At 40.0% G+C, this 26,632-nt stretch carries 20 protein-coding genes; 13 read left to right on the forward strand and 7 right to left on the reverse strand.

Features of this window, described 5'->3' with window-relative positions; translation table 11 throughout:
* Nucleotides 1-8: 8 nt before the first annotated feature.
* The 11 genes from A9970_RS19445 (at nucleotide 9) to A9970_RS19495 (ending at nucleotide 19,993) form a co-directional block, all read left to right on the forward strand.
* Nucleotides 9-4,559: an efflux RND transporter permease subunit gene (locus A9970_RS19445; RefSeq protein WP_182983411.1), complete on the forward strand. Its 4,551-nt coding sequence runs from the start codon at nucleotides 9-11 to the stop codon at nucleotides 4,557-4,559.
* Between the two features lie 164 nt (nucleotides 4,560-4,723).
* On the forward strand, nucleotides 4,724-6,352 hold the full coding sequence (locus A9970_RS19450) for a DUF6377 domain-containing protein (protein WP_182983412.1): 1,629 nt from the start codon (nucleotides 4,724-4,726) through the stop codon (nucleotides 6,350-6,352).
* Nucleotides 6,353-6,641: 289 nt separating this feature from the next.
* A complete protein-coding gene (locus tag A9970_RS19455; RefSeq protein WP_259655443.1) occupies nucleotides 6,642-9,587 on the forward strand; it encodes a TonB-dependent receptor in 2,946 nt (981 codons plus the stop codon).
* 11 nt (nucleotides 9,588-9,598) lie between these two features.
* The gene (locus tag A9970_RS19460; protein ID WP_182983414.1) at nucleotides 9,599-11,116 is read left to right on the forward strand and encodes a RagB/SusD family nutrient uptake outer membrane protein; all 1,518 of its coding nucleotides are present in this window, start codon (nucleotides 9,599-9,601) and stop codon (nucleotides 11,114-11,116) included.
* 79 nt (nucleotides 11,117-11,195) lie between these two features.
* The gene (locus tag A9970_RS19465) at nucleotides 11,196-12,668 is read left to right on the forward strand and encodes a glycoside hydrolase family 30 beta sandwich domain-containing protein (protein WP_228280082.1); all 1,473 of its coding nucleotides are present in this window, start codon (nucleotides 11,196-11,198) and stop codon (nucleotides 12,666-12,668) included.
* A 57-nt stretch (nucleotides 12,669-12,725) separates the two neighbouring features.
* Nucleotides 12,726-14,063: a DUF5125 domain-containing protein gene (locus A9970_RS19470; protein ID WP_182983415.1), complete on the forward strand. Its 1,338-nt coding sequence runs from the start codon at nucleotides 12,726-12,728 to the stop codon at nucleotides 14,061-14,063.
* Nucleotides 14,064-14,260: 197 nt separating this feature from the next.
* Entirely contained in the window at nucleotides 14,261-14,638 is a 378-nt protein-coding gene (locus tag A9970_RS19475; RefSeq protein WP_153844843.1) for a hypothetical protein, read from the forward strand.
* 413 nt (nucleotides 14,639-15,051) lie between these two features.
* Complete coding sequence (locus A9970_RS19480; protein ID WP_220801663.1) at nucleotides 15,052-15,957, forward strand: hypothetical protein; 906 nt, start codon at nucleotides 15,052-15,054, stop codon at nucleotides 15,955-15,957.
* 5 nt (nucleotides 15,958-15,962) lie between these two features.
* Nucleotides 15,963-17,951, forward strand: coding sequence for a TonB-dependent siderophore receptor (locus A9970_RS19485; RefSeq protein ID WP_182983416.1), 1,989 nt, complete (start codon nucleotides 15,963-15,965; stop codon nucleotides 17,949-17,951).
* A 22-nt stretch (nucleotides 17,952-17,973) separates the two neighbouring features.
* Nucleotides 17,974-18,822, forward strand: coding sequence for an MbnP family protein (locus tag A9970_RS19490; RefSeq protein WP_182983417.1), 849 nt, complete (start codon nucleotides 17,974-17,976; stop codon nucleotides 18,820-18,822).
* A gap of 148 nt (nucleotides 18,823-18,970) precedes the next feature.
* On the forward strand, nucleotides 18,971-19,993 hold the full coding sequence (locus A9970_RS19495) for a cytochrome-c peroxidase (protein ID WP_182983418.1): 1,023 nt from the start codon (nucleotides 18,971-18,973) through the stop codon (nucleotides 19,991-19,993).
* A 7-nt stretch (nucleotides 19,994-20,000) separates the two neighbouring features.
* Here A9970_RS19495 and folP read toward each other — a convergent pair whose 3' ends face one another.
* Genes folP through A9970_RS19515 form a run of 4 tightly spaced genes read right to left on the reverse strand, consistent with a single transcriptional unit; the run spans nucleotide 20,001 to nucleotide 22,778 of the window.
* Complete coding sequence (gene folP, locus A9970_RS19500; RefSeq protein WP_182983419.1) at nucleotides 20,001-20,843, reverse strand: dihydropteroate synthase; 843 nt, start codon at nucleotides 20,841-20,843, stop codon at nucleotides 20,001-20,003.
* Nucleotides 20,844-20,875: 32 nt separating this feature from the next.
* Entirely contained in the window at nucleotides 20,876-21,355 is a 480-nt protein-coding gene (locus tag A9970_RS19505) for a DUF4920 domain-containing protein (RefSeq protein ID WP_182983420.1), read from the reverse strand.
* 1 nt (nucleotide 21,356) lies between these two features.
* Nucleotides 21,357-21,935, reverse strand: a complete 579-nt coding sequence (locus tag A9970_RS19510) for an L-threonylcarbamoyladenylate synthase (protein ID WP_153844849.1) — start codon at nucleotides 21,933-21,935, stop codon at nucleotides 21,357-21,359.
* Between the two features lie 24 nt (nucleotides 21,936-21,959).
* Nucleotides 21,960-22,778 carry a 2,3,4,5-tetrahydropyridine-2,6-dicarboxylate N-succinyltransferase gene (locus tag A9970_RS19515; RefSeq protein ID WP_075990775.1) on the reverse strand — a complete coding sequence of 273 codons (819 nt, stop codon included), beginning with the start codon at nucleotides 22,776-22,778 and terminating at the stop codon, nucleotides 21,960-21,962.
* Between the two features lie 399 nt (nucleotides 22,779-23,177).
* Here A9970_RS19515 and A9970_RS19520 point away from each other — a divergent pair, with 399 nt between their 5' ends.
* Nucleotides 23,178-23,588 carry an RNA-binding S4 domain-containing protein gene (locus A9970_RS19520; RefSeq protein WP_088159990.1) on the forward strand — a complete coding sequence of 137 codons (411 nt, stop codon included), beginning with the start codon at nucleotides 23,178-23,180 and terminating at the stop codon, nucleotides 23,586-23,588.
* Nucleotides 23,581-24,630, forward strand: coding sequence for an isoaspartyl peptidase/L-asparaginase family protein (locus A9970_RS19525; RefSeq protein ID WP_182984287.1), 1,050 nt, complete (start codon nucleotides 23,581-23,583; stop codon nucleotides 24,628-24,630). Before A9970_RS19520 ends, A9970_RS19525 begins: the two co-directional genes overlap by 8 nt.
* Nucleotides 24,631-24,751: 121 nt before the next feature.
* On the opposite strand, the gene ytxJ is transcribed toward A9970_RS19525, so the two are convergent.
* The 3 genes from ytxJ to ribH all read right to left on the reverse strand — a co-directional run bounded on the left by ytxJ (nucleotide 24,752) and on the right by ribH (nucleotide 26,608).
* The gene (gene ytxJ, locus A9970_RS19530; RefSeq protein WP_220801664.1) at nucleotides 24,752-25,090 is read right to left on the reverse strand and encodes a bacillithiol system redox-active protein YtxJ; all 339 of its coding nucleotides are present in this window, start codon (nucleotides 25,088-25,090) and stop codon (nucleotides 24,752-24,754) included.
* Nucleotide 25,091: 1 nt separating this feature from the next.
* Nucleotides 25,092-25,832 carry a hypothetical protein gene (locus tag A9970_RS19535; protein WP_182983421.1) on the reverse strand — a complete coding sequence of 247 codons (741 nt, stop codon included), beginning with the start codon at nucleotides 25,830-25,832 and terminating at the stop codon, nucleotides 25,092-25,094.
* Nucleotides 25,833-26,119: 287 nt separating this feature from the next.
* A complete protein-coding gene (gene ribH, locus A9970_RS19540; RefSeq protein ID WP_182983422.1) occupies nucleotides 26,120-26,608 on the reverse strand; it encodes a 6,7-dimethyl-8-ribityllumazine synthase in 489 nt (162 codons plus the stop codon).
* Nucleotides 26,609-26,632 lie beyond the last annotated feature (24 nt).

The raw sequence follows: 26,632 nt of genomic DNA on the forward strand, positions 1-26,632 counted from the left end.
GATAGATTATGTTTGAAACATTTATAAAACGGCCCATATTGTCGTTGGTTATTTCGGTGTTTATTACACTTTTAGGGTTGTTGGCCTTATTTACATTGCCCATCACACAATTTCCGGACATTGTACCACCTTCGGTAGTCGTCAATGCCAATTATACAGGTGCCAATGCTGAGGTGAGTACAAATGCCGTCGCTATTCCTTTGGAAAAAGCAATCAACGGTGTGGCTGGGATGACTTACATGAATTCAGTGTCTACCAATAACGGCAGCACGGTTATTCAAATCTTTTTTGAAGTTGGTACAGATCCAGATATTGCAGCTGTAAACGTACAGAATAGGGTAACTACTGTATTGGATGAACTCCCTGAAGAGGTCATCAAAGCAGGGGTAACCACCGAAAAAGAGGTCAACTCCATGCTGATGTATCTGAATGTTTTTACCGATGATGAAACCGCGGATGAAAGATTCATTTACAATTTCGCAGATATCAACATTCTAAAGGAACTGAAACGGATCGAAGGTGTCGGTCTCGCTCAGATTATGGGAATGCGTGATTATGCGATGCGTGTATGGGTTAAACCTGACCGTATGGCAGCTTATAATATCTCTACGGAGGATGTGGTGGCCGCATTACGAAAACAGAATATCGAGGCTGCGCCAGGACAAACCGGTATCAGTTCCGATAAAATGCGTAACATGCAACAATATGTATTGCGTTATCCGGGTAAATTCACTGAAATTGAGGAATATGCCAATATACCTATTCGAGCTACTTCAAATGGTTCTATTATCCGTATAAAAGACGTAGCAGATGTTGAATTTGGTTCATTGGATTATGAAATGGTATCCAAAACTGATGGACGTCCATCCGCATCCATCATGCTAAAGCAATTGCCGGGATCAAATGCACAAGAGGTTATTCAGCGTGTAAAAGACCGCATGGCAGAATTGAAACAAACGCAATTCCCGACTGGCATGACCTATACCATGGGTTATGATGTGTCGCGGTTTTTGGATGCTTCAATTTCTTCTGTCATCAAAACCTTATTGGAGGCGTTTCTTTTGGTTTTTATCGTTGTATTTATCTTTTTACAGGATTTTAGGGCCACTGTAATTCCTATTTTGGCTGTACCAGTGTGTTTGATTGGGGCATTATTTTTTATGCAGATGTTAGGTTTCTCAATCAACCTGCTGACCTTGTTTGCCTTGGTACTGGCCATAGGTATTGTGGTAGACAATGGAATTGTCGTCGTCGAGGCTGTATATGCAAAGATGGAAGAAGAACATCTTCAACCAATGGAGGCGACATTGGAGGCAATGAAAGAAGTCGGTGGCGCTGTAGTGGCCATTACGTTGGTGATGTCTGCCGTGTTTGTTCCAGTTGCCTTTCTTTCAGGACCGGTGGGGATATTTTATCGTCAATTTTCATTGACGCTCGCGGCTGCTATTGTTATTTCAGGTATCAACGCGTTGACATTGACGCCCGCTTTATGTGCACTTTTCCTAAAATCGCCCCATGACCGTAAACCTTCGAATAACTGGTTGGATCGTTTCTTTAAAAAATTCAATGCCATTTATGACAAGACTGCCTTCGGCTATAAGGGAATTTTGGTAAAAACCAGTGCGCGACGTGGACTGACTCTCCTTCTACTTGGAGGGTTCTTTCTAGCGACCTGGGGAAGTAGTGCCATCTTACCCTCAGGTTTTATTCCAACCGAGGATCAAGGAATGATCTATGTCGCTGTAACAACCCCACCGGGAGCAACCGTAGACCGTACAGAACGCGTTTTGGATAAAATTGACTCCGTATCACGGAAACTCGATGTTGTTGAAACAGTCTCTACGTTGTCCGGTTATAGTATCATTACAGAAGTATCCGGTGCTTCCTATGGGATGGGGATGATTAACCTTAAGCCTTGGAAAGAACGTGATCAGACCGTAGCGGATGTCATTAAAGAATTACGTGATAAGACTAAGGATTTTGCGGATGCAGAGATTGATTTTTTTCCACCGCCAACGGTGCCAGGCTTCGGTAACTCTTCAGGTTTTGAGTTGCGGCTTTTGGATCGCAGTGGTAACGAAGATCTCAATAAGACGGCTGAGGTACTGCAGAAGTTTATGGACGATATGGAGAAAAGTGAAGTCCTTCAGGATATCGGTTCCAGTTTTGATGTAAACTTCCCGCAATATATGCTGAAGGTGGACTACGATATGGCTGCAAAAAAAGGAATATCGGTGGAGAATGCCATGAATACACTGCAGACCTTAATGGGAAGTCTTTACGCGACAAATTTCATCCGTTACGGACAGATGTATAAGGTCATGGTACAGGCTGGTCCCGAATATCGCCAAAGACCAGAAGATGTATTACGCTTATATGTGAAGAATGAGACGGGTGAGATGGTACCATACAATGCCTTTATTTCGATGGAAAGAATTTATGGTCCTGAACAAATTACCCGTTACAATATGTTCAGTTCAGCAATGATTACTGGACAGTCTTCAGCCGGTTTCAGCTCCGGACAAGCTATCGAAGAAGTCGAGAAAATTGCTTCTTCTTTGCCGCAAGGGTATAGTATCGAATGGTCGGGGATGACTCGTGAACAGAAAATCTCCGGAAATCAAGCCTTGTATATTTTTGCACTCTGTCTTCTGTTTGTTTATCTGTTGTTATGTGCACAGTATGAAAGCTTTCTGTTGCCTTTACCTGTTCTGCTCTGTCTTCCGGCAGGGATCTTTGGTGCATTTATCTTCTTGAAAGTCTTTGGATTGGAAAACAATATTTATGCGCAGGTGGCATTGGTCATGCTGATTGGTTTGCTAGGTAAGAATGCGATCCTGATTGTGGAATATGCCAATTTGAAATATAAGCAGGGAATGGATATCGTGACCGCTTCAATCGAAGGAGCTGTTGCCCGTTTGCGTCCGATATTAATGACTTCCTTTGCATTTATTGCAGGTCTAATTCCCTTGATGATGGCCAGTGGAGCAGGAGCATTGGGTAATCGAAGTATCGGTACCGCTGCGGTGGGAGGAATGCTTATCGGAACCATACTCGGAGTAATTGTCATCCCGGGATTAGTGATCTTATTTTCAAAAAAGGACAACAAGAAACAGGTCGTTAAAAAAGCTTCTTTAGTCATAGCTGCACTTATTTTATTTGGTAGTTGCTCGGTTCCCAAAAAAACGCTTCAACCGGAGAAATTAAATGTACCTACTTCTTTTTCCAAACATCTTTCTCCAGATAGTTTAAATGTAGGAAGCCGGTCTTGGAAGGAAATTTTTAAAGATCCGAAGTTAGTTTCTCTAATTGATTCTGCGCTGCAGAACAATTTAGATATTCGTCAATCCATTTTGCGGCTGGAATCTGCACAAGCTTATTTTAAACAACGGAAGGCTGCATTGGGGCCAACTGTAGAGGCTGCAGTAGAAGGAGGAATACGGAAATATGGGCATTATACAGAATCAGGAATAGGTAATTATGATTCAAATTTTTCGGAGAACTTGAAAAGTGATGAAAAATTGCCCGAACCATTTATCCCAGATTATTTTATAGGACTTCGTTCGTCCTGGGAGATTGATCTTTGGGGAAAGTTGAAGAGTCAAAAGCAGGCCGCTTATTTTAGCTTTTTAGCTGAGCAGGAAGGCAAGCGTCTATTAGAAACGGAATTGGTATCCAATATTGCGACGGCTTATTATGAACTAATTGCTTTGGATCAAAAGATAAAAGTTTACAATCGGAATATTGAATTACATAAAAATGCACTGGAAGTTGTTGAGGTGAAAAAAGATGCCGGTTATGCGACTGAACTTTCTGTGCAACAATTTAAAGCACTATTAGCCAACTCGAAAGCTGCCAAGGAACAATTGAGCCAGGAAATAGCACTTTGGGAACATCATATCAACGGCCTGTTGGGGCGTTTTTATCAACCTATTGTAAGAAGTACATATACCGAAAATGCAGATTTGTATCATGCAATGCGTTTTGGTACACCAGATGATCTCGTGAACCAACGCCCAGATATTAAGGCCGCTTATTTGAAAGTCATTGCATCTTCGAATAATCAGGAAGCATCACGTTTGGCTTTTTTGCCTTCTGTTGCAATAAGTCCATTTATCGGATTACAGAGCTTTAGCTTTAACAAGTTGTTTAATTTGGATAAGTCTATTGCTTATAATCTGTTTGGAGGTATTACACTGCCGATATTTAATCAAAGACAGCTTAAAACGCAGTATGAGATTGCGAAAGCAGATTATGGAATTGCGTTTGTAGACTATGAAAAAGCAGTTGTAAACGCTTATAACGAAGTTTCCAATGTTGTCATGACGCAAGAGGCAATAGTCAAACGACGTAGCTTTGTTGATGAACATGTTCAAGCGTTAAACCTCTCTATTGAAGCGGCACAGGAACTATTTATTGCGGGGCGGGTGACTTCTCTTGATGTCGTTACAGCACAAAAAGAGTCTCTGGAAGCCCAAATAGGAAAAGTAGAATTGGAGAAAGAGAATACTTTAAATCAGATTCTACTCTACAAAGCCTTGGGAGGAGGTTGGAAATAGGTGATTATGGATTAAAAAGAAAACTATTTTTCATGCGATAAAGAATTAACTTGTTAATTCTTGGACCCTTAACTGGGTCAGGGGAAGAGGCCGTCGTGAGACGTCCTCTTTTTTGTTGTTATTTTTATGTAGTTTAGTCTACACTATCTTGAACCGATTTTATTATGTCGCAGCGCATTTTTCTTTTTATTCTTTTCGCACATTTTAGTCTTTACCTATCTGCACAAGTGGCTTCCGATAGCACCCGGGTTTTGCAACGATTGGAATATCTGATGGAAAATCAGAAAATTTACATCAAGAACCGTGAAGATAAATTGGAGAAATTAAAACAGGAGGCAAAAGCATTAGAAGGCAATCCCGCTCAATTTTTGAAGAAGAACTACGAAATCTTTGAAAATTATAAGAAGTTTGATTCTGACGCAGCGCTTACTTATATTTTACTGTGTCAAAAGCTCGCTCCACCGCATAATGACTCCCTACAGGCAGTGATTCATCTCGATTTGGCCTGGGTGTATTCCACCATCGGACGGTATATAGAAGCTTCACAATTGTTGAAGCAAGTCGATCCCGCTCATCTAGGTAGGGAGCTTCTTGCCAAGTATTACGATACCTACAGCTCGTTCTATAGTCATTACGGTCAGAGCAATAATCGACCAGAATATTACCAGGCAAGTGAAAAATATCGTGATTCATTGTTAACGGTACTACCGAAGTCTTCCTTGGAGTATCGTACCACCATTGCGATAAAAACACTTTTTAATGGTAATCGTGAGGACGCTAAAAAGCAGTTGTTGGTCCTTTGGAATGAGAATAAAAAGGATATTGAGCAACGCGCGCTGATCGCCTATTTTATGGGGCTCATTTATAAATATGAAAAGGATACGAAAAGCCAAATTTACTACCTTTCAATATCGGCCAGTGCAGATATTGAAATGGCAAATCGTGATAACGCATCTTTTCATGATCTGGCGCTAACGTATTACGATCAACAGGATTTTGATCGGGCTTTTCAGTTTATTGAAAAAGCCATAGACGATGCGATGTTATGTAAAGTACGGTATCGCATTATTGAGGGGACCTCTTCTTATCCCATTATCAATGCAGCCTATCAGCAGAAAATCAGTAGTCAAAATCGACAATTGGTTGGACTGGTCATTATCGTTAGTATTTTATTGATCGGTGTCATTATTGGACTTGTTGTTATCTATAGACAGGTACAACATTTGCGGCGAATACGATCAGAATTGTCTGCCACAAATCAGCAGCTTCGCTCATTGAATAACGAAATTAATCAGACTAACCTTAAATTGTCGGAATCCAACCATATTAAAGAAGAATATATCGCCCAATTCTTTGACATGTGCTCGAGTTACATCGATAAAATGGAAGATATCAGAAAGGCATTACTGAAAAAAGCGACGAATCAGCAATGGGATGCGCTGCGGGAACAGTTAAAGTCAACGCAAATGGAAGAAAGGGAAGTGCAGCAACTTTATGTTAATTTTGATCGTATCTTTTTAAATCTATATCCAACCTTTGTTGATGAATTCAATGCACTACTTCAGGAGGAGGAGAAGATCTATCCCAAAAAGACAGAATTGTTAAATACCGAGCTTCGGATTTTCGCATTGATTCGATTAGGGATTGATGATTCTGTGAAGATTGCAAGTTTCCTGCGATACTCGCTTCGGACGGTTTATAATTACAGAACAAAAGTACGTAATAAAGCCGCGGGAAATCGCGATGCTTTCGAGGCCGCTGTATGTCAGATTGCGGTGATCGACCGGGCATAAAATGTGCTGTAATACCCGAAAATTAGCTATGTTAAAGACAATTGTACGCTCCTTTAGGTACTTTTTAAGGATGTGTATTTTTTATAGTCATCTTGTTTTTAGTTATTTATGTTTTTTCTTCGGTACTTTTTAAGTACTAGCTCTTTTTTCTCCGTCAAGCTGATCTTAGTTTTGTTTTGAGCAATGAAGCAGGGGAAACTCATTGCCATTTTGGAATAACCAAAAGATTAAACAATAACCAATTTTTTTATTTCATATGATTTACTTTACACGAAAAGTTGCCTTTTCAATGGGGTTAGCTTTCTTGTTTACTTTGGTGAATTTGGTGTTTGCCCAAGACCGAATTCAAGTTAGTGGACGTGTCTTGGATGCCCAAGATCAGAAACCACTTTCTGGAGTAACCATTACACAAAAAGGAAGTAATAACGCAGTCTCCAGTAACGGAGATGGGCGTTTTCAAATTTCAGCTAGCACGGGCAGTATACTCCAATTTACTTTTGTTGGCTACGACAGTAAAGAACTACCTGCCAACAGTACCATGATTGTCCAATTAAATTCCTCAACCAATTTGCTGGAGGATGTCATTGTAATCGGTTATGGTAGCGTGAAAAGAAAAGATGTCACGACTGCAATCTCTTCAGTTTCCACCAAAGACTTAGAAAAGAGACCCGTTACTAATTTTGGGCAAGCCATTCAAGGTAAAGCTGCCGGGGTCACTGTTATTCAGCCGAGTGGTCAACCAGGTGCAGCACCTCAGATACAAATTCGTGGAATAACGTCTTTTAATAGCAATACCACTCCTTTGTATGTTGTTGATGGAGTTCCTGTGGAAGATATTAAGTTCTTGTCTCCTAATGATATCACGGATATTCAAATTCTAAAGGACGCGTCATCGGCAGCGATCTACGGCTCCCGTGGTTCGAACGGTGTTATCTTGGTTACGACAAAATCAGGAAAAGCCGGGGAAGCAAAAATTACACTGGGAACACAGTGGACAGCCAATGTTGTCAATAACACGGTTAAAGTTTTAAATACCAGTCAATACAAAGATTTACAGGATGAAATAGGCATGATAAATCTGCCAGAGGGATTGTTGGATCAAACAGATTGGTTTAAAGAAACCTATAAGACAGGTATTCAACAAAATCATCAAATATCCGTTTCGGATGGCAATGAGAAGCTCCGTTATTATTTAGGAGGGGGGTATTTGAACGAAAAAGGAACACTACAAGGATCCTTCTTTAGACGATATAATTTTCGTGCTAATATTGATAACCAAGTCCGAAAATGGCTAAAGGTGAATGCGAATATCAATTATTCCGATAACAATGATAATGGAATTACCTCAGGATTGGGTTCTAATCGTGGGGGGGTAGTTACATCGGTGATTACAACACCAACCTACGCGCCTGTATGGGATCCAACCAATCCGGATCGATTCTATAATAATTTCTATGGGATCAACAACATCACCAGTCCTTTGGAAAACCTAGCCCGGACAAGAAATAATAATAACCGCGAAAACCGACTTGTTGCCACAGGAAGTGCACTGGTTTCTTTTATGCCTAATTTAACTTGGAAAACTGCGTTTTCATTAGATAGAAGATCAGGTGTGATGACGACCTTTTTGGACCCTTGGACAACAGCTTGGGGAAGAAACCAATTCGGGGAGGCTTCAGATATTCGTAATACAAATACCGTGTTGACTTGGGACAATTTCTTGACGTACACGAAGAGCTTTGGAAAGCATAATTTGGAAGTAATGGGCGGTTCGTCATGGACAGATTCCAAGTACTCCAGAAGCTATATCTATGGTTCAAACTATGCAAATGGAATCATTGAGACACTTAATGCGGCAAACAAAATCTCTTGGGATAGAACAGGATCCACAGCATCCAACTGGGGGATTATGTCCTATTTCGCCCGCGCAATGTATAATTATGATGGCAAGTATTTATTGACCGCAAATATGCGTGCCGATGGTTCTTCGAAGTTGAGTCCGGAACGTCGCTGGGGGTATTTCCCATCGGTTTCAGCTGCATGGAGAATCTCTTCTGAAGACTTTATGAAAGATGTAACCTGGATAAACGACTTTAAAATCCGTGGCGGATGGGGACAGACAGGTAATCAATATGGATTAGGTGATTATGCGTACCTACAGTTGAGTGGGATCCAACGTCAACAGTGGTTCGTTGAGGGAAAAGACAATTCATTGCCAAATATCAATAAACCAACAATCTTAAGAGCGAAAGATTTGACTTGGGAGACGACAAGCACAACAAGTATTGGTTTTGATATCACCATGTTGAATAATCGACTCAGCATCAGTGCAGATTATTACAACAAGGATACGAAAGATCTTTTAATGAATGCAAGCTTGCCAGCAGGACAGCAAGCAACCACAATCCAAAGAAACGGTGGCCGGTTGAATAACCATGGTTTTGAATTCGCAGTAAATTCAAAAAATCTGACCGGAAACTTGACTTGGAATACCGATTTTAATCTTTCTTTTAACAGAAATAAACTGAAACAACTGGATCTACAACAAGTGTACTACGATGTAAAGACAAACGATTATGTCAATGATTTTGTCGTAAAGAATGAGCCAGGAAGATCACTTGCAGGGTTCTTCGGTTATATCTCTGATGGTGTAAACCCTGAAACTGGCGAACTGATGTACCGCGACTTGAATGGCGATGGAAAGATTTCATCGAGCGACCGTACATATATCGGTAATCCTCTTCCAAAGTTTGTCTATGGTATGACAAACAGCTTCTCCTGGAAAAATTTCGACCTCAGTATATTTATTCAGGGAACTTACGGAAATGACATCTTCAATGCGAGCCGCATGGAAACAGAGGGGATGTATGATGGTCGAAATCAAACGACCGTTGTATTGGATCGTTGGCGGGTACCGGGACAGATTACCAACGTTCCGAAAGCTGGGTTTGACATGAAGAATTCAACCTATTTTGTTGAAGATGGTAGTTATTTGCGGATGAAAAATGTTTCCTTGGGCTATTCCATTTCTCCGGAGAGACTGAAACGTATTGGTATCCATAAAATTCAGCCTTATCTATCTGTAAGTAATCTGTTTACCTTGACTAAATATTCAGGTATGGATCCCGAAGTAAACCAGTATTCCGGTGGATCTGATTCCAGAATCCAGGGTATTGATTGGGGGACCTATCCACAGAATCGTTCATTTGTTTTAGGTCTTAATATTGAGTTTTAATTGTCTGTATCATGAAAAAATATATAAGTAACGCTCTTTCTTTGCTAACCGGCTCTTTGTTTTTATTTTCTTGCTCTTTGAACCGTGATCCACTTTCAGATTATTCGGATGTTAGTCAAGGAAAGACAGAGACAGGAACACAGGTCGTTTTCAAGAATAAAGCCGAAGTTGAAACTTACTTGGCGGGGATCTACCAACAGATGAAAGATCGGCAGGAACATTGGTATCTCGACCTGCTCTTGATTGGCGATTCGCACGCCGATAATTCCTATGCGGGAACGACCGGCGCGGAAGTTGTACCTTTTGAAAATAATTCTATTGAAGGGTCTAATTCTGTGGTTGACCGGGATTGGGGAAGATATCTGGAAGATGTTGGACGTGCAAATCGATTGATCATTTATGTGGATAGTGTCGCTGATAAATCGGTGAGCGATACAGAAATTAGGACTTATAAAGCACAAGCGAAACTATTCAGAGCATTGGCGATGTTTGATATGGTCCGTATATTTGGATCTATCCCTATCATCACAACGATCGCACCCGATATTACCGGTGATAATGTCAATGAAGTTTATCCGCAATATTTTCCGAAACAAGCTACCGAAGAAGAAGCCTACAAACAGATCGAAAAAGACCTGATGGATGGATTGGCAGATGCACCTGCCAACAATAACGGAAATAAGACGTTATTCACTAAATCCGTAGCGCGAGCTATGCTGGCAAAGATCTATGCCGAAAAACCGATTCGCGATTATGCTAAAGTCATCCAATTTGTTGATGCATTGACTGGGGATGGTTTTGATCTGAATACCAATTACTCGGATTTATATGCGATGAATGCAAGCAGCACAGATCTTGCACAACGGAATACGAAAGAATCGATTTTGGAAGCACAGTTCACTGCAGGTGGAGGCAATTGGGCGACTTGGATGTTTGGAAGGGATTTGTCCAATTATGATAATAACTTCACATGGGCAAAATGGATAACTCCATCACGGGATTTGATACAAGCATATACGAATGAAGGGGATCAGATTCGTTTGGGGCAATCTATCGTCTATTATTCCACTACTTGGAGCAACTATTATCCTTCCAATCATTATCCATTCATGTTTAAATTGCGGTCTGCATTTAATAGTATTGTCAAGCTTCGTTACGCAGATCTTTTATTGCTCAAGGCAGAAGCTTTAATTCAACAGGGAACAGATTTATCCGGCGCAGCAGACATTATTGACAAAATTCGCACACGTGTTAAATTACCAAAATTGTCAGCTGCGATACGTTCAAATAAGGATGCTTTATTAGATGCTTATTTGAAAGAACGTCGTTTGGAATTAGCCTTCGAAGGACAACGCTGGTTCGATCTCGTGCGTTTGGACAAGGTGGAATCTGTCATGAATGCGGTCTATGCAAAAGACGCTGGCAGAAAGGCGCAGGTGTATCCCTTCACGAAGAACTCTTACCGTTTACCGATTCCGCAACCAAAAATTGATCAGAATCCTAATCTAGTTCAGAATCCAGGGTATTAATTGATTTAACAAGTGGAATCCCCCATCTGATGGATGGAGACAAATATATTAACAGATGAAACGTAATAATAAAAAAACTATGATATATACATTCTTGTTGTCCTGTCTAGTGACGGCAACATCTTGTAACCGTGACAGCTATACACCTTCGCAAGGTGATGAAATTAAAAAAAGTGGTGATGTTACCATTTATACGACGACAGGCAGTCGGTCTTTAGATTTTGGAAAACGCTTTGTTGATTTCAGCTCCAAATTTAATATGTCGCCCAATACAATTACGCTTGATCCTACTAAGAAATTCCAGACGATGGACGGCTTCGGTGCAGCCATCACAGGCTCAACATGTTATAATTTAATGAAAATGAGTAAGGAAGATCGGACAAAATTCCTTACAGAGACGTTTTCAGATAAAGATGGAATGGGAATGAACTATATCCGTATTGCTATTGGATGTTCCGACTTCTCTTTGAGTGAATATACCTGTTGGGACAAAGAAGGAAAGGAAAATTTTGGATTGCAGTCTGAAGAGACCCAATATATCATTCCGGTGCTTAAAGAAATACTTGCTATCAATCCATCCATAAAAATCATGGGCTCCCCATGGACTCCACCGAAATGGATGAAAGTTAACAACCTAACTGATTTAAAGCCCTTTGATTCATGGACCAGTGGTCAGTTAAATCCAAAATATTATCAAGACTATGGTTGGTATTTCGTTCAATGGATCCAGGCAATGAAGAAAGAAGGCATTAATATTTATTCGATTACTGTTCAAAATGAACCATTGAATAGAAAAAATTCCGCTTCGCTTTATATGTCATGGCAGGAACAACAGGCTTTTGTCAAACAAGCGCTAGGCCCGCAATTAAAAGCGGCTAACTTATCAACAAAGATCTATGCATTTGATCATAATTATAACTATGATAATATTGCCGATCAGTCTGATTACCCAGTAAAGATTTATAACGATGCCGGAGCAGCGTCATTCTTCGCCGGAGCGGCGTACCATAATTATGGTGGGGATAAAGCTGAACTTATTGATATTCATAATCAACGCCCAGACAAGGAATTGGTATTTACGGAAACATCCATTGGGGAATGGAATGATGGACGCAATCTTGAAAAACGTTTGATGGAGGATATGCGTGAAGTGGCTCTCGGTACAGTGAACAATTGGAGTAAGGGTGTCATAGTATGGAACCTGATGCTTGATACTGACAAAGGGCCAAATCGCGAAGGTGGCTGTCAGACATGTTATGGCGCCGTGGATATTAGTAAGGCAAATTATAAGAATATAACGCGCAATTCGCACTACTATATTGTTGGTCATCTTTCTTCGGTTGTCAAATCAGGAGCCTCGCGGATTGGTACTTCTGGGTATACAGCAGAAGGGCTAGTTTATACAGCCTTTCAAAATACAGATGGGACCTACGCTGTTGTTCTGTTAAACGAGTCAGGAGATAGCCGTAAAATTACCGTCGCAGACGGTAAACATCATTTTAGCTATGATGTGCCAGCTAAGTCGGTTGTTTCTTACCGTTGGACCTATTAACTGGAGGATGATAAACCCTAAGCGCTATCACATTGATAGCGCATAAATTATGAACAAATGAAAAGATATCTCATCAATATACTATTGGGAACTGCTGCTATTACTGCAGTTAGTTCCTGTAAAAAGGATGAAAAATATACCTATCAAATAGGGGATCCTAAAATCGAATTGAAATCGCCTATCTCGGCTGCAAATTTTGGGGATAGTCTCGAGTTTCAGGTCCATGTGTCGGATAGTGAAGTTGCGCTGTCTACTGTTAAAGCACAATTGTATTTTACAGATGACAAGGTAACAGAAACCGTTATCCGTACCAAACAAAATGGAGACTATGCTGGAAAGATTTATGTTCCGTTTCTGAAAGATATTCCCGATGGAAAAGCAACCCTTAAGTTTGTCTTACAGAATATTAGCCAAAAAATAACGGAACAATCTTTTGATATTACCCTGAGCAGACCCGACTTTCCATATTTGACTTTAGTCACAGAATCCAAATCCTATCGCATGGAAAAGGTAGGGCGCAACCAATATGCGGCAAAAGAGAATTTTGCAGCTGAGGTAAAAGGCTATATTCAAGCACCAAAAGTAGGTACACAAGGCAATGCGATGAACTTTGGATGGGTCAATAATGTTATTAACTTGGGGTCTACCGCTGAAATTCCTTTTTCAAATTCGACTTCTGGCGTATATCCAATTCAATTTAATACATTGACATTTCAGGCATCTCCATTTATTGTTGTACTGCTAAATGGATCGCAGTTCAGTCGACTGGATGATAAACATGCTAAAGTTGAAATCGAGCTGGCGCAAGGGAAAACGACGACTTTTGAAGGGATTGCGGATCTGCAAGATTGGTGGATCGATCCAGATTTCTTTACCAAAGCGGCCGATGGAACCCTATCGTTTAAAGGAGCGACAGGGAAATATCGTGTTACCGCAGACTTTAACTTAAAATACTTTGTGGTTGAGGCGATGACAGGCAATGATTTGGCAAAATTACAAGATGATGGATCTGGGGCTGTGTGGATTATTGGTGAAGGAATTGGAAAGCCTAAAGTATCCAGTAACCAGGTGGGCTGGAACACGGATAAAGCGCTTTGTCTGGTTCCACTAGGTAACAAGAAATACCAGATAACTGTTAAGGCAGGAGAGTCTATAAATTCTGATAACATCAACTTCAAATTTTTCCATCAAAAAGGATGGGGAGGTGAATTTGGGGGTACAGATGTGACAACCTCAAATGATATTGTCTTTGTGGGGGATGGCAAGAATGGTCGTGATTCAGGCAATCTGGGCATCAAAACGGGTAAAGTTTTAGAGGCAGGTAAAACCTATGTTTTTACATTGGATTTGACCGCCGGCAATAAGAAAGCTGTTTTGACAATTGCTTCAAAATAATTAAAATTGAGTTTTATAAGTCCTAGGTAGTAGTCTGCCTAGGACTTTTTCTTTTAAATAGCATTTGTTTATTCCAAGATTCATTTGTTATATTTGCCCAAACTCAAGATGAATCAGCATGAGCTCGATTTGGTAAGTTTACAAGATAAAGAAGTAATCTTAACGATGTAAGCTGCTATTGAGAATAAAATATTCGAATGAAAACCAGACTGTTTATATGGATTCTATTACCCTTGATGCTCCTCCAGAGCTTCTCGACGGTATGGCTATGGACAGTCTTCGAATTGAATCGAGATTATATTGCACGTTACGAATGTATCAATCGTTTTAACGATAATGCGCTAGCCTGTCGAGGCCAGTGTATTTTGATGAAGAAAATGCGCGAGCATGAGGAAAAGGAACAAAAAAATCTTGAATTGCGTATTATCGATGTTGTTTTTATAAATAATACACAAGATTTTACATTTAAAAATACGGCTCTTTATGAAGATACTGTGGAGCGCCTGCTTCCAGTATATAATGAAGATTATTCTTATAATCCCATCTTTACGATATTTCACCCCCCTTTGGTTTAAATCCACTTAGAAATTTATTTGATTAAGTAGTCGATCACTGACGATGGATTACAAGGTATGCTAAGATTTCCTTCGCGTTATAATTGTGCTGTGAAAATGCTTTTAGTGATGCTTTGTCCATAAAATCGATCTTCGGTTAAGCTATTTCTTCAATAACTATTTATTTCAATGAAACCTTCCTAATTATTTGGGCTACATCATGGTGTGGATCCGAATCATCTGAATATTGATAATAGATAATAATCTGTTTAAGATCAATATTGATAGTTTCATTTCTCTAAAAGTTGAATGGAGCGCATCTATACGATGAAATATATCCGTTCGTCACAATAGGATATCATTTTGATTTATTGGATGAGCCCTCGTGCTCACGCAATAAATCGGATAGCTTCCTAACAAATGAAAAATTATAGATGAGAGATTTATTTATAAAAAAAGTGGGTTTTTATATCGCGATTATGTCTTTTCTCCTAGTCGCTTGTACAAAGGAGAAAACAGACTATGAGGCAGAGCGGGGAAATACTGTGGCAGAGAATACAGAGTTTAAAGAGGTTACAAGCCTTGTTTCTTCAGGGTATAGTATTCGTGTTGAGGCCTTAGGTGGGGTATTGTATCGCGGTTATAATGATATCCGCGTGATAATCAATAAGCAGCAAAATAATGAACCTGTAGCCGTTTCCTCAGTCAAATTGCTGCCAGTCCAAACCAATGTGGAAGGAATGAAAATTGTTTGTCCGCACCAGTCCGAAATGGACTACACGTTGGATGGTCGCTACTTTTCGGGTTACAGTGTGTTTACAGATGAAAGCTCTGCAGCAGCAAACTGGAGTTTGGAAATCGATTTTACAATTGGCGGTCAGACCTTCACCGCTACACAACAAGTAACTGTAAAGCCGCAGGTAAATAAAAATCGTAACATAACCACCTTAACCGGGAAAGATGGCGAACAGTATTTAATCGCCTTGATTGCTCCTTGGAAACCAACTGTTTCTGAAAATAAACTGGTCGCCGGGATTTATAAGTTGGACTTGGCACAATTGTCTTATACGACAGTCAATGGATATACCTTACAATTGGATCCGCGTATGCCAGAACCTTCGATGGGCAACCATTCTTCGCCCAATAATAAAGACCTGGTACAACAGGCCGACGGATTGTACCATGGCGTTGTGAATTATACAATGACAGGAAACTGGACATTGAATTTTATTTTGGTTAACCAAAATGGAAGGGTGATAGCAGGAACTGAGGTGCCCAAGGACTTTACACCTGGAGTAGAAGGTCGTAAAAGCGAGTTATACATTGATATTCTATTCTAGAGGCTATGAGGAAGATAAGTATTATTCTCTTTATGTTGTCTTTGGGATGGAACGTACACGGACAAAACAATCCTGTTACCCGCGATACAACGAGACGTCTGGAGGAGGTTACAGTCAATGCAGCTGCCAAAAAGAGGATTGAAAACGATCTGAAGATGACAGTCTCCGTGGATGAGTATTTGGCTTCTGCAAGTAATATTAGCTTTATCAAACGCGGAGCCTATGCTTGGGAACCCCTGCTCAATAATATGAGTAGCGAGCGTTCGACAATTACGATCGATGGGATGCATGTCTTTGGAGCATGTACGGATAAAATGGACCCGATAACCTCGTATGTAGAAAGTAATAATCTTGCTGCGATAGATATTAAATCGGGGCAGGAAGGTAATCTGCATGGTGCTACGGTCGCTGGCAGTATAGATCTAAAAAGAAGGAATACCTCGTTTGGTTTGCAGAAAAAAATTGGCGGAGCCTATCAGACAGGTTTTGAATTCAATAATAAGCAGACTTTCAATCTTGGGAATTTATATTACTCAAGTGACAAATTTGTGGCAGATGGAAGTATTGCCTTCCGGAAGGCTGGAAATTATTACGATGGAAATGACGATGAAGTACGGCATTCGCAATATAATAAATTCAATGCGTCGTTGGGCTTGGCCTATAAAACAAGTCCGCTTTCTGCTGTTCGGGTAGATGCTATTTTTGATCGTGCAAAAGATGTGGGATTCCCGGCTTTGCCAATGGACTTATCCTTATCCAGAGCGATTATCACTTCCGTTGCATACAAACAGTTGTTTGAAGAGGGCTTGGTAAAAGTATGGGACACCAAAGTTTATTTTAATGCAGTTGAGCACTATATGGATGATACGACCCGTCCGGAAAATTTGGTTCATATGGATATGCCAGGCTGGAGTACGACCTATGGTCTTTTATCTAAAATTAATCTGCAGAAAGATCGCTATTCTTCGGAAATACAGGTAAATGCTTACGATAATCTCTCGATAGCTGAGATGCGCATGTATCCGCAGGATCGATCCAAACAGACCATGTTTGCCTATAGCTGGCCATGGGTGACCACCCGTTTTGCGAGTGTAGCCATTAATAACTCGTTAGATCTTTCTGATATCAGTAGACTTGTCTTTGGAGGTTCATTGGGTTTGAACTATAACTATTCGAAATACGTTGAATTCAATTGGATCTTCCATCCTGGTTCTCCACAGAAGAAAAATAGAATTCTTCCGAGCCTACATGCTAGTTATCAGTTAAATATTGGTCAGTTTGACTTTTCCCTAGGAACAGGGTTTGGGCATCGTGCTCCTTCTGTTTCGGAAGCGTATGGTTATTACATTTACAACAGTTTCGATCGTTATGACTATATCGGAAATCCGGATTTAAAAAATGAAGTCTCTTATGAAGCCAATGCCAGTGCCGGATTTAAGACCGGAAAGTTAAGCATTGGGGCCAAGGCCAATTATTTCTTTATCCAAGACTACATTATTGGCCGGATTTTGAGTTTGGGTAGCCCTATGAATTATCAATCGGTAGGTGTGAAAGGCTATACCTCTTTAGATCATGCGACTCTGTTTAACCTGGCACTCAATGCGCAATATCAAATTTTGCCAAGCCTAGATTGGAAAGTCGTACTTACCTATGCCAGAGGGCAAGACAATATGGGCGGAAACCTGCCTTTTATACGTCCCTTAAGTTATCAAACATCATTGCATTATCGATACAAAATGATCGGTGTGCAAACTTCAATGAACGGGGACTTTAGCCAGGTCAATTTTAGCCCTGAATACGGAGAGGACCAAACTGCATCCTATAAGATATGGAATGTTTCGGCAGACTATACCTTCACTATTGGAAAATTAAATGCCGTGTTTCAAGTCGGTGCGGAGAACCTCTTCAATGAATACTATAGTACCTATGCAGATTGGGGAAATATACCACGCATGGGTAGGAATATTTTTACATCCTTAAAAATCAATTTTTAAATACCTTAAAACTTAGAATAAAATGAAAAACAATGCAATTAAACTCCTGATGATTTCTTTGGTTATGGTTTCTTGTAGCAAAAGTGAAGATGTCGCCAACAGTGTTAACTTACATTTCAACAATACATTTAAAAATACAACAATTGTGCTGGGTAATGCAGATTCACCAGCTGCCACAACAAATACATCAGCCAGTGGGCAACTGCATCAGTTTTCTGAGCTGAAGTATGTAATTAGCAATATCAGGCTTATTAAAGCCGATGGATCTGAAATCCCTTATAATGTAAATGATCTGGATAAAGGGGCTGCAGTAATTGATCAGGCGAAAGCGGCAACTTTAAATTATGTACTGAGTAATATACCTGTTGGAGATTATAAACAGATCAAATTCGGTTTGGGGGTAAAACAGGAAATAAATACGTTGGATCAACTGAGATTCCCAGTTTTCTATGCAACAGCAGGGGCTAATGACACCAAAATGCACTGGGAATGGGGAACAGGTTACCGATTTACGAAATTGGAAGGCTTTTATGGTGCTGATCATAAAGAGTTGTCTATTCACACAGGAAGTACGATCAACGGAACAAATGGTGATGAATCCACTTATAAACAGGGGGTAGATGCTTATCGGGATATTACGTTGAATTTACCGTCCTTAGTTACTGTTGGAAAAAGTGTACCACAGATTAATATCAGGGCGGATTTCGATAAGCTCTTAAGCGGGAAAACGAATACCATCACATTGGGCGCTAACAACGCTGTGCCTAGTATTCATTCGGCAGTCGAAATGGTCAAATTTGTTGATAATCTTGGCGGTAACGGCAGCAGTGATACAGCTGGGATGTTCACTGTTGAGCGTGTTTCTAACTAAATTTTACGTAAATGGCTATGATCTTGAATGAGATTGTAGCCATTTGCTGAAAATACGTTATGCATAAACAAAAGAACGCCGTCTGATTGCACCATGACTTTCAAGTGTGCATTCTGAATATTCATCAACCATTGATAAAAATAAAAGGATGAAAAAAGTCATCTTAATCCTGACAGTTATACTGATTGCTTTATCCTGTAGTAGGGATGATATCGTTGAATCTACGCCGGAAGCCAACCCCACAGTCACGTTCAATATTCCTGCGGATTTTCCGAGTCTGAATAATGCATTTAATAGCAATAAGCCAACAAAGTATGGTGTTGAATTGGGTGAAAAACTATTTCATGAAAAAAGATTCAGTGGAAATAATACGATATCATGTGCCAGTTGCCATAATCCCTCATTGGCTTTTTCCGATGGAAAAATGCAGGCAGTGGGTATAGATAATCGTGTCGGATTTCGGAACACTCCACCTTTGCAGAATTTGGCTTTTATGAAATTTTATAATTGGGATGGCAATATACTCGAACTGGAAAAGCAACCTTTAGTGCCAATTATCACGCATGAGGAGATGAACTCATCTATCCTGGAGGTCATTGGTAAAATCAATGGCGATTTTGATTATAAAAGATTGTTCAAGAAGGCTTTTGGCGATGAGAATATTACACCTGAGCGAATTTATAAAAGCATTGCACAGTATGAGTATACCTTAATTTCGGCCGACAGTAAATATGATCAGGTAAAACGAGGTGAAGGGGAGCAATTCACGATTGAGGAAGAACGGGGGTATCAGCTGTTTAAGTTGAAATGTGAAAGCTGCCATGCAACAGAATTATTTACCGATCAGAGTTTTAGAAATGTAGGGTTTCCTTTAAATAAGCATCCCGATGAGGCCGGGCGAGCACGTATCACAGGTATTGAAACGGACTATATGGCTTTTCGGGTACCTTCTTTAAGAAATGCCGAATACACAGCGCCTTATGGAAGTTTTGGGCAGTTCCCAACGTTAAAATCTGTTCTGGATTATTTTGATAAGGGTGTTTTGGATGCAGCTAACCTAGATCCGATTCTTAAAGAAAATGGCAAAAGAATTCCTATGGAAGAAGAAGAAAAGGAAGCTATCATAGCTTTTATTAAAACATTAAGTGATCCCAAATTTGTAGGCAAATAATGCTGATTTATGAATAGAAGAGATCAACCAATTGTTTCGCTTCTTTTACATCATGTACGCGGAGAATTTGTACGCCTCTTTCGAGAAGTAAGGTATTTAAAGCGGTGGTGCCATTTAAAGCTTCTTGGGCGGTGATTCCGATTTTTTTATAGATCATGGATTTACGGGATATTCCGCCCAAAATTGGTAATTCGAAGTAGTGAAGTTCATTGACACGATAGAGCAACTCATAGTTCTGTTCGACTGTCTTTGCAAAACCAAAGCCCGGATCGAGAATAATGTCTTTCACCCCCATACTTCTTAGCGTCGCAATGCGGTCACCTAAAAAGGTGGCTACGTCAGTTACAATATCTGTATAATCTGTTTTTTCCTGCATATTTTCGGGAATACCGCGCATATGCATGAGAATATAAGGAACTTGATATTTTGCTACCGTGGCGAACATGTTATCATCGAGTGTACCTCCCGAAACATCATTTATGATGTGCACTCCCGCATCGATGGCAGCAGCAGCAACGTCTGCCCTAAAGGTATCTATTGATAAAATAGCGTCAGGAAATACAGTTTTAATTGCTCGAATAGCGGGAATAGCTCGATCCATTTCCTCCTGTGATGAAATTAATGGAGCGCCCGGACGTGAGGAATATGCGCCAATATCAAGAATTTGAGCACCTTCAAGCAATAGCTTCTTTGCTTTCTCTACCGCAAGTGCTACGGTTGTATTGTCGCCACCGTCATAAAAAGAATCTGGAGTCACATTGAGTATCCCCATAATAATAGGCTTTTCGAAGGTCATTAAGGTACCATCGACCAGTATAGAATGACAGGCTGAAGTGTGGAATCTTTTCATCAGAACAATGCTAGGCTTGGTGTGAGAGCGTCTTATTTGACAACCAAAACACCGTCAGCAATAATGCTAATATCTTTTTTAGCTTGTGTAATCTGGTCTATTTCAGACTGTGATTTACCAAGATCCTTTGCCGCATGTTGTAACGATGCTACAGAAACTTCCTTTTTCTTTGCGATACCCTCGACGACAACTGTTTTGCCGACAATGTCTGCTGGCATGAAGAAACCATAGTCTTTAAAACGGACGGTAATAGGCTCTTCGCCTTCCCGTTGCAAGGTCATGAAACAACCTTTTTTCTTACACACTTCAACAACTTTGCCCGATATCTTTCCATTGAAGGCATTCTTTTGCGTGAGTTCTTTTTCAAGCTTTGCCACTGAAATCGCATTGGACGCAGAGATTTCTTTGCCATATTTTACGCCTGGTTTGGCTGCTGGAATATCCTTTTGCTGTGCGAAAGATAAATTGGTAACAGCAAATGCTAATGCAAAAAATAAAACGATCTTTTTCATGCTATTTTCTAATAAATTCAAATTTACCACTTGGGTCCAGCTTCATAACAGTAGATGATTTCCCATCTGTTGTTACGTCTCTGTCATAGGCGACAATATAGTCTACCCCATCTTTGATGGCATCAGATATTTCGTCAAAATCTTTCGCCGTGGGTTCACCACTGATATTTGCCGAAGTTGAAATTATCGGTTTGCGAAACCGTTGTAAAAGTTGTTCACAAAAAGGGTGCTTGACAATTCGAATGCCAATTGAACCGTCCTCAGCAATCGCATTGGGCGCAAGATTTTTGGCATTCGAATAGACAATTGTCAAGGGTTTTTCGGTGTATTCAATAAGTTGATAAGCCACATCCGGGATTTCATTTACATAACTCGCTAATTGATTGTCGTTGTGTAATAGGACGATCAGACTTTTGGATTTATCTCTTCCTTTCAGTTGGAAAACTTTCTCCACGGCTTCTGGATTGGTGGCATCACAACCTATCCCCCAAATGGTGTCGGTGGGGTATAGAATTAATCCGCCGTTTTTTAATGTCTCCAAGGCCTTATTCAAATCCTCACGATCTACGAATGCACTCATCTTATCTTTATACTAGTTTTAACTTTATACAGCTACATTATGATCACGTAGTGCATCATTTAATGAAGTCTTTTTGTCTGTAGACTCTTTACGTTGACCAATGATCAAAGCGCAAGGAACTTGATATTCCCCTGCCGCAAATTTTTTGGTGTAAGAACCTGGGATAACAACAGAGCGGGCAGGTACATAACCTTTATATTCTACTGGTTGAGGTCCCGTAACGTCGATAATTTTTGTTGACGCTGTCAATACGACATTAGCACCCAATACAGCCTCTTTTTCTACACGAATACCTTCTACTACAATCGCTCTTGAACCTATGAAAACATTGTCCTCAATAATAACTGGAGCTGCTTGTACGGGCTCTAATACGCCACCAATTCCGACGCCGCCACTTAAATGGACATGTTTACCAATTTGTGCACAAGATCCAACAGTTGCCCAAGTATCCACCATGGTACCTTCGTCTACATAAGCACCGATGTTAACGTAAGAAGGCATCATAATCACTCCTTTAGCCAAATATGCACCTAAACGAGCAGAAGCCCCTGGTACAACACGTACTCCAGTGTGCTTGTAGTCTGTCTTTAATTTCATTTTATCATGAAACACAAAAGGACCTGCAGTCATTTCGCGCATATCATTGATTGGAAAATATAAAATAACAGCTTTCTTAATCCAGTCATTGACGTGCCATCTTGTACCGATCATTTCAGCGACGCGGATTTCACCGCTATCTAATTTCATGATAACAGCGCGGATGGCTTCTGTATATTCTTTATATTCTAATAATTGCCTATCTTCCCAAGCTTCCTCAATCAGTTTTTTAAGTGGCTCTACCATATTATTTATTTTCTTATTTGAATTAGTTTATTTTGATGTACAAACTTAGATAAAGTTGGACTTAAAAACAACTTTATCCATTGTTCCTTGCAATAGACTTTCCTGATAACAACACCCTACCAAATTATGATCAACTCCTGACTCCAACCACAGTGTGTGCACAGTGAGTCCACGTTGAGTCCACCTTTTTAAGGTGCATTCACTATGCAGACATTGTTTTCCCAACCCGCTTGCAGTGAGGAGTTGGTATGGATTTGATGATAACTTGTCGGCAATTAGCTCTTAAACTCTTCCGGCGAACGGATGAAAGACGTTTTAATAAGTGAACTCAGTTTAATAGGAATTTTCCATAATTGCTTTTGGTTATAATGATTCTAAAAATATAATTATTTTTGTTTTATGGCTGGAACATCAGAAAAATTGAGAATTGATAAATATTTGTGGTCAATTCGCTTATTTAAGACAAGAACTTTGGCAACAGAGGCCTGTAAGGCAGGTCGGGTGAAACTAAAAGGCCAAAATATAAAACCCTCTTATGAAGTTAAGATCGGAGATGTATACCATGTCCAAAAGGGAATTGAGAAAAAAGTGGTGATGGTGACAGGTCTTTTGGAACGTCGTGTTGACGCCAAGACTGCTGTTCAATTCTACGAGGATCAAACACCTGTTGAAGAAACTGTAGGGTTTAAATCCGTATTTCATGCGCCTGTCCTAAAACGCGACCGCGGTACAGGGCGCCCTACGAAAAAAGACCGTCGTGAGATAGATGATTTACAATCTTCAGAATGGTGGGAGAAGGAAGATGAATAATCTCAAGATATGCGCCATGATAATTATGGGAAGTCTGTTGACAATCTCCTGTAAATCATATAAAAAACCTGTAGCCATGACGGAGGGTGAATTTGTTTTGGCGATCCATGGTGGAGCGGGGACGATCTTGAAAAAGAATATGACAGATTCGATGGAGCAAGCTTATAGAATTGTCTTGGAGCAAGCGCTTCGTATGGGCTATCAAAAGTTGCAAGAAGGTAAATCCAGTTTGGAAGCCGTTGAATCTGCTATCCATGTTATGGAAGATTCACCCTTGTTTAATGCAGGGAAAGGAGCGGTTTTTACACATGAAGGACATAACGAACTGGATGCCTCCATCATGGATGGTAAATCCTTGGCTGCAGGCGCCGTTGCGGGAGTGACAACAATCAAAAATCCAATCTCAGCAGCCAAGGCTGTGATGGAAAAATCTGAGCATGTTATGATGGTAGGTAAAGGTGCCGAAGAATTTGCGAAGCAAGTGGGATTAGCCATTGTAGATCCTTCTTATTTTTGGACGAAAGCACGTTGGGAAGCTTTGCAGAAAGTGAGAAAGGACGATAGTACTCAAACACAACTAGATCACGATCAAAAACAAAGTTCACGTTTAGGCATTATCAATAAAGACGCTAAATTTGGTACTGTAGGTTGTGTTGCTTTGGATAAAGCAGGTAATCTGGCTGCAGGCACATCAACAGGAGGGATGACAAACAAGAAGTTTGGACGGGTCGGAGATTCGCCAATTATAGGTGCTGGAACGTATGCGAACAATAATACCTGTGCTGTTTCCTGTACTGGATGGGGTGAATATTATATCCGCACCGTGGCTGCATATTCGGTGTCAGCTTTAATGGAATATAAAGGTGAACATGTTGATCAAGCGAGCCGGCAAGTAATCGATCGGATTGGTGAAATGGGCGGTAATGGCGGCATGATCGCATTGGATAAAAATGGACATGTTGCTATGCCTTTTAATACCGCCGGCATGTATCGGGGTACGGTGACTAAAGACGGTAAAATAACTGTAGAAATTTATAAATAGCCAATTCAGCTTTTTTCATCATCATAAAATATCCCAAGTGATCAATACAATACATGTTGAAGATCGCTTGGGATAAATTTTGCTAAAATTTTTTATTGAATAGCAGTTATGGCCTATAATGTCAAATTGCCGTTAGGTATTGTTCTATCTCATCAAATTGGATATCACCATGTGAAGCGTCATATAGACTGTCTTTTCCTTCAACAATCAGTATTTGGGGTGATTGATGTTCTACATGCCAACGTTGGGCAATCTCATTCGATAGTGGGCGGTAACGCAAAAGGTCTAAAAGATAAATCGCATAATCATGGTCTGAAGTAGCAGACATACGTTCAAGACTACGCTTAGCCATATTGCTAATACCACAAGTTGTGCTATGTTTAAAGATGGCTACAACTTTATCAGATTGATAAAGCTCCTGTAGCTGTTCTTCTGTATTTAATTCTATCCAATTAATCATATTATAGTTCTGTAAATTTTTTCTGTTCTACCTGTACAAAAGATGAAATAGAGGAGAATATACAACTCTTTTGGTCATTGCTTGTGGAATTGAAGAAACTGGGTAAACGTATACCGTCGCCAATCTCCTTATATTTGCTCACTTCATAGGTGTTTTTTTCGCCCTTATCTGTGTATTCGTAGCGGACAATCTCACCGGTATTCTGATCAATATAAAGCAAACCATCAATCTTTGAACCAAAGATAGGGCCTGACGAGCTGATATTTGCTATCGTTAATTTCTGTCCAGCACTGAAACTTTCCTTTTGGCTTTTCAGCTGCACATTTTTCTGCCCGATCAAGGTGGGCAAAAGCAGCAGATTGAGATCCGAAAATAGCTGGTTTTTAATTGATTTCTTGAGCTCTGGCCCATCTGCAGATAAATTCCCTCCAATAAAGAGTTTGTCTGACCCTGGGTTTTTAAAATTAAACAGGTAGGTCACCTGATCCGTTCCGTTATAGCCATCAAATCGACATGCTCCAGTCGTTCTATTGAACAGGAACTTTCGTTCGTCGTTTGACAACTGGTCTGAGATGGTATTTCCCTTTGCTGAGAAAGCCAAAAACTGCAAAGAATCCCATTTTTCCTGGCCACCGATACTTTGCCAAATCTGCTTGTTTAGACTATCGTCTTGTGCCACTAGATCCAACTGACAAAATAACGTCAGTATAACGACCAAGAGTACATTCGATAATGTTTTCATAATCCTATTTTTTAAAGAAACAATCATCAAGTAATTCGTATCAAAATTGATAGCGTTAAACTTCATCATTGCGTCATTGTCTATAAAACTACCGACTGTTGTATAACTGATTTACACTACAATCAAGACAATTCAATAACAATTTATTCTAGTGAAAAAATAAAAATCGATTAATAAGATAACTAAATATTTTATTAATCGATTTATTCAAAATATAAGTACCTGAGTAATAAGCTGTGCTCAGCAATACTTTTCATCATTGAATGGTAGGCAAAATTAATACCAAACTAGAATTTTTTGGCAATATGGGCCATTTGTATTGCTGTAATAGCAGCTTCTTCACCTTTATTACCATGTTTCCCTCCGGCGCGATCCAATGCTTGCTGAAGATTATCAGTCGTTAATACACCAAAAATAGCTGGTTTATTGTATTTTAGCCCTACATTGGCAATGCCATTTGCAACTGCATCGCAGATAAAATCGAAGTGTCTGGTCTCACCCTGAATGACGCAGCCTAAACAGATTACAGCGTCAAAACTCTGATTTCTGAATGCGAGGTCTGCTCCTGAAATTAATTCGAAACTTCCAGGAACCTCTATGACTTGAATATTGCTTTCCTGAGCGCCATGCTCTTCCAAGCCCTTTATTGCACCATTCAATAATGCACCTGTAATTTCTGCATTCCATTGTGCAACAACGATTGCAAATTTGAATGGACTTGCATCCGCAACCTGGATATGCGAAAAGTCGGATAAATTTTTAATGCTACTTGCCATAATAGTAACAAAGATAGTGATTTT

This window comes from Sphingobacterium sp. UME9 (genome assembly GCF_014170215.1).
Lineage (GTDB): Bacteria > Bacteroidota > Bacteroidia > Sphingobacteriales > Sphingobacteriaceae > Sphingobacterium > Sphingobacterium paramultivorum.